Raw genomic sequence first — 12562 nt, forward strand, 5'->3', positions numbered from 1 at the left:
GCAGTCGACAAAATCTTCTTGACAATTAATTTTAATCTCTTGCCTTTTGGTTGTCAGACGAATCCGTTCAACGGTGAATGCACCAAACCTCGCTGCGCTATAAATTGGCATTAAAAAAAAGGCTTCTTATTGCCTTATGTTTTGTAAAATTAGCGATAATGATCAAATTTACTTGTTGCTGAATTAGAATTTACCGTCATTTGTGTCGTCGATTTTTTAGCTTAAAAAATCGCAGCTCATTATTAGTGATAGGATTGATACAGCTTCCATTATTCGAAGCAAATAATTTACCCTATTTTATTCGTATTTTGTGCGTATCTCCAGATTGAATTATTGAAATCATACAACGTTAAAAAACAATGAAAAAACTAACACTTGCCTTAATTTTCTTGGCTGGAATCTACACTCAGCATGCGGAAGCGCAAACAGGAGATACAAATTCCGACAAAGGTCTTGATTTGAGCTTGATGGACAGATCCGTACGCCCACAAGATGACTTTTACAATTATGTGAGCGGGACCTGGATGAAAACTGCTAAAATCCCTTCCGACAAACCTACTTGGGGAAGCTTCAATAAATTGGCAGAAGATACGGACAACAATTCGATGAAAATTCTGAACTCTTTATTAAAAGATAAATTTCCGGAAGGCAGTGAAGGCCAAAAAATACAAGATTTGTATGCTTCCTATATGAACTTGCAGAAAAGAAATGCCGAAGGCATTAAGCCCATTCAGGTAAATTTAAGCAAAATCGACGCCATCAAAAATTTAAAAGATCTTCAGAATTATTTAATATCGGTAACAAAAGAAGGTGAAAACAACTTTTACGGTTGGGGCGTGTACGCTGACTTGAAAGATTCTAAAATGAATGCGGTATATTTAGGCGATGCGACTTTAGGATTAGGAAGAGATTATTATCAAAAAGAGAATGAAAAAAATACAGAAGCTATTGCAGAATACCAAAAATATGTAGCTTCAATGTTGAAAGAATTGGGCTATAAAAATAGTGATGCTGCCGCAAAAGGAATCGTTGACTACGAAAAAAGTATCGCTAAAACCTACTTGACCAATGAACAGAGCCGAGATAATACGCTGCAGTACAACCCGCAGACTATGGATGAATTAACAGCATTGGTTAAAAATGTCAATCTACCTGAGTACCTTAAAAAAGTAGGTGTCAACACCGAAAAAGTAATTATTGGAGAGTTAGGTTATTACAAAAACTTCGACAAGTTGGTCAATGCTCAAAACCTTCCTATCATCAAAGATTACTTAAAATTCCATATGATCAATGGCAGTGCTTCTTATTTAAGTGAAAAATTAGGCGATATGCGCTTTGCTTTTTATGGCAAATATTTAAGAGGTCAACAAGAACAACGCGCATTAAATAAAAGAGGATTTGAACTGATCAATTCCACATTGGGTGAAGCTTTTGGAAAACTCTATGTGGAAAAATATTTTCCAGCAGAAGCTAAAGCGCAAATGGTCGAATTGATCGACTACCTAAAGAAAAGCTTTGCTGTGCATATCAACGATTTGACTTGGATGTCTTCCGTCACAAAAGGCAAAGCGCTTGACAAACTCAACAAATTTACCGTAAAAGTCGCCTATCCGGACAAGTGGAAAGATTATTCGAAATTAAATATTCTATCCGAAAACAAAGGCGGTAATCTGTATACTAACCTTCAACATATCACCACTTGGCGATATGAAAAAGATCTGGCTAAAATTGGAAAAGCGGTCGATAAATCGGAATGGGGCATGACTCCACAAACCGTAAATGCCTACTACAATCCGGTGAACAACGAGATTGTGTTTCCGGCAGCTATTCTGCAACCTCCATTTTTCAACGCACAAGCTGATGCCGCGGTCAATTTCGGTGGTATAGGCGCTGTGATTGGCCATGAAATGAGCCATGGATTTGACGATTCGGGAGCGCAATTTGATGCGGACGGAAACTTGGTCGACTGGTGGACACCAGAAGATAAAGCAAATTTCGAAAAAGCAACAAAAACACTGGCCGCCCAATACGATAAATATGAACCTGTGAAAGGTACGTTCGTTAACGGAACGTTTACAAACGGCGAAAATATTGCAGATTTAGGCGGGGTCAACATCGCCTATGATGCCCTTCAAATGTATTTAAAAGATAAGGGAAATCCAGGCGAAATAAGTGGATATACGCAAGATCAGCGATTTTTCCTCAGTTGGGCAACTGTATGGAGAACCTTATCCAGTGAAAAATACATGATTAACCAAGTTAAGACTGATCCACACTCCCCTGGATATTTCAGAAGTTTTGCTCCACTGATCAACGTGGATGCTTTTTACAAAGCATTTGACATTAAAAAGGGCGACAAACTCTACAAGTCTCCAGAAGAAAGAATCAAAATCTGGTAATCATACTTCTACAGGAGCAGTCTTTAGGCTGCTCCTTTACATTTCTGCTTAATCTCCCCACCATTTCTTTAAAATCACAACCACACTAACGCTTAACGATCGGCTAGTAACATTTCTTTTATAATGCACTAAATCATTTTAGTATACTTATATTCACTATAAAATTACCAATTAAGTGTACCATGATAAAAACCCAAACCTCAATTTTTGCGCTCGTATTATCGTTCTTCAGTTGGATGAATGCCTTGGCACAATATCCCCTGCTTTCTACTCCATGGACCGAAACAGCCAAAAAAACACAAATTCCACTTTCCGAATATCCACGTCCTCAAATGGAAAGGAACGAATGGCTATGTCTAAATGGTAAATGGGATTATATCGGTGGGAAAAATGCTCCAAATGCGCTGAACCCTGTGATGCCGATTTCTTTTGATAAGAGTCGGGAAAGTATTCTTGTCCCCTATTGCCCAGAATCCTATTTATCTGGAATACAGCGCAAACAAGAAATCAACCTCTGGTACCATAGGAACTTCGAACTACCTAAACATTGGAAAGGGAAAGATATTATCCTTCACTTTGGCGCAGTGGATCACGATGCGACCGTATTTGTAAATGGGAAAAAGGCGGGTAACCATTCAGGTGGTTACGATTCCTTTTGGGTCAATATCACTGAGTTTCTAAAGTCTGGCACCAATAATATTGTCGTAGCTGCGCATGATAAGAATGACGGCAAGTATCCTTCAGGCAAAAATGGACCTCGCGGTGACTATACATTTTCCTCTGGAATATGGCAAACGGTATGGATAGAGCCAGTAAATAAAAGCTATATACAGGGAATCAAATTGTTGCCTAAAGTAGCCGAAAGTCAGCTAAAACTACAGGTCAATACTTCCCAAAAGTCAAAAGTTACAGCCATAGTTTCAGTAGGCGGGAAAGAAATTTCAAAAACGGTACTACAAACCGGCGTTGCGTCTAATATTCCTATCGATAATCCTCAACTTTGGTCTCCTGACTCTCCCTTTTTATACGATTTAAAATTAAGTATCCACGGGGAGAACGGAGAAATTGTCGATGAAGTGAAGAGCTATTTTGGCATGCGTGATATTAAACTTGGTCAGGTAAACGGAATTGTAAGGCCTTTATTGAATAACAAATTTGTTATGCAGCTCGGTTTGTTAGATCAGGGATACTGGCCTGACGGAATACTAACAGCTCCTACCGAAGAGGCCCTTAAATATGATATCGAATTCACAAAGAAAGCTGGGTATAATCTCATTCGTAAACACATGAAAACTGAGCCTCAGCGTTTCTATTACTGGGCAGATAAAATGGGGCTGCTGGTGTGGCAGGATATGCCCTGCCTCTGGTATCCGGAAGAAGATACAACAATTTATCGAAAAGCTTTCCGTGACGAGTACAAAGCTATTATTGACGACCACTACAATTCGCCATCCATCATTGCTTGGGTTCCGTTTAACGAGAATTGGGGTGCATTCGATGTACGCAATATTACAGCGTGGACCAAACAATACGACCCTTCGCGATTAGTAAACGGGAACTCCGGATTTAATAACAATCCGTCCTATCAGAAAGCGTATGGCGACCCCGGAAATGGTGATTTTGTGGATACGCACATCTACGTTGGTCCTCAAGGAGCTTCACAACCTGACAATAAAAGAGCCGCCTCGCTTGGAGAATTTGGTGGTGTAGGTCTATTTGTCCGCGGTCATATGTGGCCTGTCGAAAATAATGCTTATGCCTACGAGCCCACGATCGGTGCACTTACCGACCGCTATATATTCCTCATGGATAATGTCGAGCAACTGCTCCGATACAAAGGTCTCAGTGTCGCAATTTATACGCAAACTACCGATGTGGAACACGAAGTCAATGGACTGTTGACTTATGACCGTAAAATACAAAAAATGGACCTCGAAAAAATTAAAGTAGCAAACAAAGCCGTGATTAACGTTGGAAATGAATTGAATGAATAGGGTTCAAAAATGTTCAAACCATTGGAATTAAACCGCTGTTCTTCTTGTAGTAAGTGTTCAATGATCATTAAAAAAACACGATTATGGCAAAATATTCAGAAAAAGCATCCGAAAAAGTTGAAAAGACAATGCATGAAATGAAGGAAGGAAAATTGAAATCCGGCAGCGGAAAAAAAGTAACTTCCAAAAAACAGGCTGTTGCTATTGGCTTATCCGAAGCCCGAAAGGAAGGTGCCAAAGTTCCTAAAAAGAAATCCTAGCATTTATACTGCTAGGATTTCTTTTAATCAAATTAAGCTTTCTACAAAAAAGCTACAGTAGCGATTTTTTCTCTTCTTTATGATCATAAGGATCGGACAAAACATTTTGACTATCCTCAACATTTATAAAATTTTGATTGACATCGACTGGTGTATAAATATGAATACTGTTTCCATTTCTCTTTTTGAGATAGTATTGAATCTTTGTCGTGTCTATATTTGTTACATCGGAAGCTGTCCAAATCATTTTACGGCCTGTACCGTCAATAGTTATTACCGTGTCATTACCACGTGCGATAATGCGCTCTAGCCCTAATTCACCTTTTCGATCACCTTCTCTTGTCAGCAAATGTGTATTTCCATCTTTATCAATCATTCTGATCGGTTGATTATTATGACATCCAACCAAAAAGAGGAAATTAAATAGAAGAAATGGAAGGGCCGTTAGTCTTATTTTCATATCAATTGCTATATTACTCAATATCGTTAACGACGAGGCACAAAGATTCTGCCAAAGTACAAATGGCTCAAAAGATAATTTCTTGATCGCAAAAAACTTCAATTAACCGATGCTATTCATCGTGTCTTAAACTTCGTTTCAGATGATAAAACTGAAGCAGGATATGATCGTACCACAAAGCAAACAAAAGCATTACTGCGGGTAGTAATAATGTTTTCAATTTAAAAAATTGAAACATAAAACCTCCGAGTATCCCTCCGATGAAAAAACCTGCAATAATCATTAGTTTAAGAAAAATACTTTTGTGTAGTTTCACTCGTTCACCAACTTCGCTATAAAACAACAACTGTGAAATTTCGATCCCCAAATCAGTAAACAATCCGGTCAAATGTGTCGTTCTGACAACGGACTTGGAGACTTTTGTTACTAATGCATTTTGAAGTCCCATCGCAAAAAGCAGGGCGAATGAAATTAACGTTACAAACGGTGGTTCTATTCGGATGAAAAGTGGGAGAAGCCCTGCAGAAATCAAAATCATAGATTCTATACAAATTGGGATGATATAGGCATTATGGGATTTCTTTTTTGAGGCCAATTCAATAATGAAACCTGAAACAGAAGCTCCTAATAAAAAGAAGCCGATATACCATAGATAAATCAAGGCCATTTTATAATTTGTCAAAATCAACTGCTCAGAAAAAAAAGCAAAGTGCCCCGTGACATTTGTGGTCAACGTGTTAAGTGAAAGAACTCCCGTAATATTAACCAGCCCCGCAACACAGGATAAAATTGAGGCTAACTTCAAATTGTGGATGTAATTCCTTCCTCTTCCTTGGTGTCTAAACATTTGAACTAAACTTTATATCCTACATTATTCCACATTTCACCCAGATGCTTATGATTGAGATTGACAAAACGCTGTCCGTCATGCGCATTCACCAAAAGCTCATCATGTTATTATCCTAGACAACAGGTGATAAAACGAGTCAAAAATACGAATACATTAGTTCATATCGAAAGGATTAAGATCATATAAAAGGCGTCAGATTTTATAGCAATCAACAAATCAGCTGTTTCGGAAATAAGGCATTTTAAACGCGTTAACATACAATTTAAACATTTTGTAACAATTCACTTAAACTTTAAAATTTGTAGACCAAAACCGCTTGTATCATTTTTAAAGTTTAATTACATTTGCTCACAGCGATGCAAGGAAAATTCCATCAATATGTGTGCAGCGTATTTTACGCAATACTTATCAGTTTTGGCTGGTATGCTATTTCCACACCAAAATATTCACCTGACTTCCACCTGAATGCGGCCAATCACCACAGTCATCAGGTAGAAAGCAAAGGTTATGGAACCAAAGTCATTCGCAAAACTAAACGTCATCGGCACGAAAAATTAAGAGCTTACTTTTCAGAAAATGAAAATGAAAACGATGACACAGGAAATGATTCCAATAGCCCAAATTTATTCGCACTTACAGGAGACAGTTTTGGCAATATAATAAACGATTTCCTCCCCCAATTTCACAATACGCTCACCGCGGTTTCGCTAGCAAATACAACACCTCTTACTCTCCGCAAAAACGCACTATATATCCAATACAGTGTTTTCAGGCTGTGATTTTTTAATACTTTCTTAAAAAACATCAAAATAGCTTTCAAAATCAATTGAAAGCATGTTACACTATTGTTCAATTTTTCGAAAATAATTAAAAACTATCATCATGTTCATGAGAAGCTTCATGTATACAAGCCTGTGCCTTATTATGCTATCGACAAGCTGCCAGTCAGAAAAAAAGAGAAAAAAGAAGCTGCAGTTTTCAACGTTACTACACCTTTGGTCAAAGATACCATCGTCAATAAAGATTATGTCGCCCAAATCCGTTCGATTAACCATATTGAACTCCGCGCGCAGGAGAAAGGTTACATTCAATCGATATTTGTCGACGAGGGTCAGTTTGTACAAAAAGGACAACCCCTCTTTAAAATCATGCCCAACCTCTATGAGTCCGATGTTAATCGCGCCAAAGCCGAGGTAAAATATGCTGAAATCGAATATCAGAACACCAAAAACCTGTCTGAAAAAGATATTGTAGCGCCGCAGGAAACTGAAATGGCAAAAGCAAAATATGAAAAAGCCAAAGCTGAGTTAGCCGCTATGAATACGCACCTCAAATTTACCGACATCGTAGCACCATTCTCAGGAATTGTTGGTAAGCTACATGTGCGTAAAGGAAGTCTTGTAGATGAGGGCGAGTTGATCACTGAGCTGTCCGACAATAGTAAGATGTGGGTTTACTTCAATGTCCCCGAAGTGGAATACCTCAACCAAATGGACGCAAAAAAAGACAATAGCCCACTGCATGTGCGGTTAAACATGGCCAATGGAAAAGAATTTGGCCATGAGGGGATTGTCGAGACCATCGAATCAGACTTCAATAATGAAACGGGCAATATTGCCTACCGAGCGACTTTCCCTAATCCAAAGGGCTTATTACGCTATGGCGAGACAGGGAATATTGTCATTACATCCCCCTATAACAATGCGCTTATGATCCCCCAAAAAGCGACTTTCGAGGAGCTTGAAAAAAAATATGTATATGTTATTACAAAAGATAATAAAGTAAAAGCTAGAGAAATAAAAGTTGCTGCCGAACTGCCACATATCTATGTTGTTTCTTCCGGATTGAGTAAGGACGAAAAGATTCTGCTGAATGGACTTCGCATGGTACAGGAAAACCAGACTATTGAATCCAAATATCAGACGCCGGAGAAAGTCATGTCAAACTTAGATTTATATGCAGAGTAATTAAAAAAGCAGCATCATGTTTAAAAAAGTAATACATCGACCGGTATTTGCTATTGTCATATCGGTTGTCATCCTATTTATTGGAGGTCTGGCTATCAAGCAACTTCCTACAGAGCAATTTCCGAAAATCGCACCGACCACAGTTGCGGTATCTATTGCCTACCCTGGTGCAAGTGCGGATGTACTTGTAAAATCGTCACTGATTACCCTTGAGAATGCCATCAACGGTGTACAAGGAATGCGCTATATCGCCACAGATGCAACCAGTGCAGGTGAAGCGACCGTAAACGTTGTATTTGATCCCGGCACAGATCCCAACGATGCCGTCGTATTGGTCAAAACCCGGGTGGATCAGGTGATGCCACTTCTGCCTGAACTTGTCCAAAAGGAAGGGGTCGTCGTTAATCCAATTCAGCCGAGTATGTTGATGTACGTGAATCTCTACAGTACAAATAAAAGTATGGACGAAAAGTTCCTATACAATTATGCAACAGTAAATATCATTCCCGAAATCAATCGTATCCACGGCATTGCCAAATCGCAAATTTTGGGTAGCCGTAGATATGCTATGCGTGTATGGTTAAATCCGGATCGCATGCGCGCCTATAGCTTATCAGTTGATGAAGTGATGAAAGCAATAGGAGAACAAAGTATCATTGGCCGTCCCGGTCGACTGGGACAAAGCTCAGGTATTGCTGCGCAATCCCTCGAATATGTCCTGACTTACAAAGGGCAGTACAATACACCTGAAGAATACGAAAATATTATTGTTCGCGCAAACGGCGACGGTGAAAACATCAAGTTAAAAGACGTGGCTAAAGTCGAACTGGGAAGTGAATTTTTTGATATCTATTCCAATTTGGACGGGCATCCGTCGGCTTCGATCGTGTTGAAACAGAACTATGGTAGTAATGCCAATGACGTAATCAAAGATGTAAAAGCCAAACTTGCTGAAATGAAAGATAACTTTCCGCCGGGTATAGACTATAAAATCAGCTATGACGTATCCCAATTCTTGGATGCTTCGATCGAACAGGTGATGCATACCCTACGCGATGCTTTTATTTTAGTTGCTATTGTCGTGTTTATTTTCCTGGGCGACTGGCGTTCGACTTTAATTCCGATTATCGCCGTGCCCGTTTCGTTGATAGGTACATTCTTCGTCATCCAATGGTTCGGCATGTCGATCAACTTAGTGACCTTGTTTGCGTTGGTGCTTGCCATCGGGATTGTCGTAGACAATGCCATTGTAGTCATTGAAGCCGTACATGCCAAAATGGAAGAAAGTGCCATATCGCCGTACAGTGCAGTAAAAGAAGTCATGGCCGAAATCGCAGGTGCTATTATCGCCATTACAGCTGTTATGGTAGCCGTTTTTATCCCCATTTCATTTATGACGGGTCCTGTCGGAACATTTTACCGTCAATTTTCAATTACCATGGCAAGTTCCATCGTGATATCGGCCGTAGTCGCGTTAACACTTACTCCTGTGCTTGCCGCAATGTTATTAAAAAATAACCACGGTAAACCCAAAAAATCAAACGTATTCACTAAATCTCTTGACGTTTTTAACCGAACTTTCGATAAAATAACCGGCAAATATGCCTCCTTACTTCGTAAAATTGCCAGCCGAAGAGTGGTGACATGGGGTATCTTAATCGCTTTCTGTGTCGGCATTTTCGTCATTAACAAAACGCTACCAGGAGGTTTTATACCGAGTGAGGATCAAGGTACAATATATGCCATTATTCAGACGCCTCCAGGATCAACGCTCGAACAAACCAACAAGCTTTCCAGAGAGCTCCAAAAGATTTGTCAAGGGGTAGATGGGGTTGAATCTGTCTCATCACTGGCAGGTTATGAAATCATGACCGAAGGCCGTGGATCGAATGCCGGAACCTGTCTTATCAACCTCAAAACCTGGGGTGAACGTGAACATTCAGTGAAGGAGATCATGGAAGAACTCGAAGAAAAATCTAAAAATTTAGGTGCCACAGTAGAATTCTTCGAACCTCCTGCTGTTCCGGGTTTTGGTTCTTCAGGTGGTTTCTCCATGCGCCTACTCGACCTCAATAGAACCACCGATTACCAAGATTTCGATAAAGTGAATAAAGCATTTATCGCCAATCTCAAGAAACGTAAGGAACTGACTGGAGTCTTTACTTTCTTTGCCGCCAACTACCCGCAATACGAACTGGTTTTTGACAATAATGCGGCTATGCAGAAAGGAGTCTCGATAGGTAAAGCCATGGATAATCTCAATATCCTTATCGGTAGTACCTATGAACAGGGCTTTATCCGTTTTGGTCAATTCTTCAAGGTCTATGTACAATCATCACCAGAATTTAGAAGGTTACCTTCGGATATCATGAACCTATACGTCAAAAACGATCATGATCAGATGGTTCCTTATTCGGCCTTTATGACCCTTAAAAAAACACAGGGACCAAATGAGATTACTCGTTACAATATGTACAATTCAGCCGCCATCCGCGGGCTTCCGGCCAATGGATATACAACGGCCGATGCCATTCAGGCAATCAACGAAACCGCAGTTCAGACATTACCGCACGGCTACAAGGTGGCGTGGGAAGGCCTCTCCTACGATGAGGCACAACGTGGAAACGAAGCTATTTATGTCTTTCTAGTCGTCTTAGTTTTCGTTTATCTTGTACTTGCTGCGCAGTACGAAAGCTTCATCATCCCGTTTGCGGTATTGTTGTCGCTACCAGTTGGTGTATTTGGATCGTTCTTCCTCTTAAAAGCTATGGGACTTGAAAATGACATCTATGCACAGGTCGGGCTGATTATGATTATTGGTTTATTGGGTAAAAATGCCGTGCTCATTGTGGAATTTGCCGTGAAAAGGCGACAAGCTGGCGACAGTATATTAGAGGCAGCAATTGAGGGCTCACGAGCACGTTTCAGACCTATTCTCATGACCTCGTTTGCTTTTATCGCTGGACTTGTTCCACTCGTATTTGCCAGCGGAGCTGGTGCGATAGGTAATCACACCATAGGTGCTTCCGCACTTGGGGGGATGCTCGTCGGAACGGTCTTTGGCGTTATCGTGATCCCCGGACTCTACTATATTTTTGCAAAATTGGCTGACGGAAGAAAAATGATTCAAGCCGAAGAAGATTCACCATTAAGCGAAGACATGATACATTATGAATAAGAATAAATTATATCACTATACAGGTTTCGCGCTTTTCTTGCTTAGTCTTGCGGCCTGCAAACCACTTGAAATAAAACAACGTACTGAAAATAAAAACGTACCTGAGAAATATAGTAATGCTGAAAGCGACACCTTGAATACTGGAAAAATCAATTGGAAAAACTATTTTAAGGACCCCAACTTACAAGGACTCATCGGGCAGGCATTGGCAAACAACCAGGAGCTACATATTATGCTTCAGGAAATTCAAATTGCCCAAAACGAGGTAAGTGCCAAAAAAGGTGAATATCTACCTTCTGTTGGTGTAAAAGTTGGTGCCGGAGTCGACAAAGTGAGTCGTTACACGAACATTGGAGCGATGGAAAAGAATACAGAAATCGAACCCGGCCGTGAAATGCCTGAACCGCTATTTGATTTTGGAGTAGGTGTACAAGCACAATGGGAAACAGATATCTGGGGTAAACTCCATAACGCAACGAAGGCTCAGTTACAGCGGTATTTTGCAAGTGTAGAAGGCAAAAACTTTATGGTCACTCATCTGATCGCTGAAATTGCAGATTCCTACTATGAACTCCTTGCACTCGACAATGAACTCCTAGTTATCAATGAGAATGTAAAGATTCAAAACAATGCGCTGGCTGTCGTCAATGACTTGAAGAAAAATGCACGATCCAATAAGCTTGCCGTCAAAAGATTTGAAGCCCAGATATTGAAAACCCAAGGTATGCAATATGATATCAAGCAGAAAATCACAGAAACAGAAAATAGAATAAACTACCTTGTTGGAAGATTCCCGCAGCCGGTTCAAAGGGATCAACAATCATTTGATAAGCTTGTTCCGCAAACCGTTTATGCAGGCATCCCGGCCGATCTCTTGGAGAACAGGCCAGATATTAAGCAGGCGGAGTATGAACTTGCTGCATCCAAACTGGATATTAAATCGGCCAAAGCCCGCTTTTACCCGTCTTTGGACATTGCGGCAGGAGTAGGTTTTCAAGCTTTTGATCCGACTTATCTCATTAAGCCAGAATCTTTTCTTTCTTCCCTCGTTGGTGAACTCACCGCCCCTCTGATCAACAAACGGGCAATTAAAGCCGCTTATTACAGCGCAAATGCACGACAGGTTCAGGCTGTTTACCATTATGAGCAAACCATATTGGCTGCTTATATTGAAGTTGCAAACCAACTCTCTAAAATTAAAAACCTGGAGAATGGCCTACAAATTAAGACCAAGGAAGTGGATGCATTAAATGAGTCTATCGGTATTTCCAACGACCTTTTTAAATACGCCCGCGCAGATTATATGGAAGTTCTACTAACGCAACGCGATGCCCTGGAATCCAAATTTGAGCTTGTGGAGAAGAAGGTCAACCAACTCAAAGCGAGCGTAGCCATATACAGATCCCTGGGGGGTGGATGGGATCATCAATAGCACAATTTAATTTTAGTTTTTA

9 protein-coding genes are annotated in these 12562 nt (G+C 40.2%); 7 read left to right on the forward strand and 2 right to left on the reverse strand.

The annotated features are described in order from the left end of the window. The first annotated feature begins 359 nt into the window (after positions 1-359). The 3 genes from VXM68_RS21585 to VXM68_RS21595 all read left to right on the forward strand — a co-directional run bounded on the left by VXM68_RS21585 (position 360) and on the right by VXM68_RS21595 (position 4653). Positions 360-2399 (forward strand): M13 family metallopeptidase, encoded by a 2040-nt coding sequence (locus VXM68_RS21585; RefSeq protein WP_312363391.1) that lies wholly within the window; start codon positions 360-362, stop codon positions 2397-2399. Between the two features lie 182 nt (positions 2400-2581). Next, positions 2582-4393 carry a glycoside hydrolase family 2 protein gene (locus VXM68_RS21590; protein ID WP_367210009.1) on the forward strand — a complete coding sequence of 604 codons (1812 nt, stop codon included), beginning with the start codon at positions 2582-2584 and terminating at the stop codon, positions 4391-4393. An 83-nt stretch (positions 4394-4476) separates the two neighbouring features. Next, a complete protein-coding gene (locus VXM68_RS21595) occupies positions 4477-4653 on the forward strand; it encodes a DUF6496 domain-containing protein (protein ID WP_209577976.1) in 177 nt (58 codons plus the stop codon). Between the two features lie 52 nt (positions 4654-4705). Here the strand turns inward: VXM68_RS21595 and VXM68_RS21600 are convergent, their stop codons facing one another. Next, positions 4706-5113, reverse strand: coding sequence for a hypothetical protein (locus VXM68_RS21600; RefSeq protein ID WP_293952186.1), 408 nt, complete (start codon positions 5111-5113; stop codon positions 4706-4708). 112 nt (positions 5114-5225) lie between these two features. Beyond that, on the reverse strand, positions 5226-5960 hold the full coding sequence (locus tag VXM68_RS21605; RefSeq protein ID WP_367210010.1) for a YoaK family protein: 735 nt from the start codon (positions 5958-5960) through the stop codon (positions 5226-5228). Positions 5961-6319: 359 nt separating this feature from the next. On the opposite strand from VXM68_RS21605, the gene VXM68_RS21610 reads away from it, so the two are divergent. The 4 genes from VXM68_RS21610 to VXM68_RS21625 all read left to right on the forward strand — a co-directional run bounded on the left by VXM68_RS21610 (position 6320) and on the right by VXM68_RS21625 (position 12540). Beyond that, the gene (locus VXM68_RS21610) at positions 6320-6742 is read left to right on the forward strand and encodes a hypothetical protein (protein ID WP_367210011.1); all 423 of its coding nucleotides are present in this window, start codon (positions 6320-6322) and stop codon (positions 6740-6742) included. Between the two features lie 66 nt (positions 6743-6808). Next, positions 6809-7930, forward strand: coding sequence for an efflux RND transporter periplasmic adaptor subunit (locus VXM68_RS21615; protein WP_367210012.1), 1122 nt, complete (start codon positions 6809-6811; stop codon positions 7928-7930). A 16-nt stretch (positions 7931-7946) separates the two neighbouring features. Next, positions 7947-11108 carry an efflux RND transporter permease subunit gene (locus VXM68_RS21620; RefSeq protein ID WP_367210013.1) on the forward strand — a complete coding sequence of 1054 codons (3162 nt, stop codon included), beginning with the start codon at positions 7947-7949 and terminating at the stop codon, positions 11106-11108. After that, a complete protein-coding gene (locus tag VXM68_RS21625) occupies positions 11101-12540 on the forward strand; it encodes a TolC family protein (RefSeq protein WP_367210014.1) in 1440 nt (479 codons plus the stop codon). The genes VXM68_RS21620 and VXM68_RS21625 overlap by 8 nt, the downstream gene beginning before the upstream one ends. Positions 12541-12562: the final 22 nt, after the last annotated feature.

The sequence above is a fragment of the Sphingobacterium sp. R2 genome, from assembly GCF_040760075.1.
Taxonomy (GTDB): Bacteria; Bacteroidota; Bacteroidia; order Sphingobacteriales; family Sphingobacteriaceae; genus Sphingobacterium.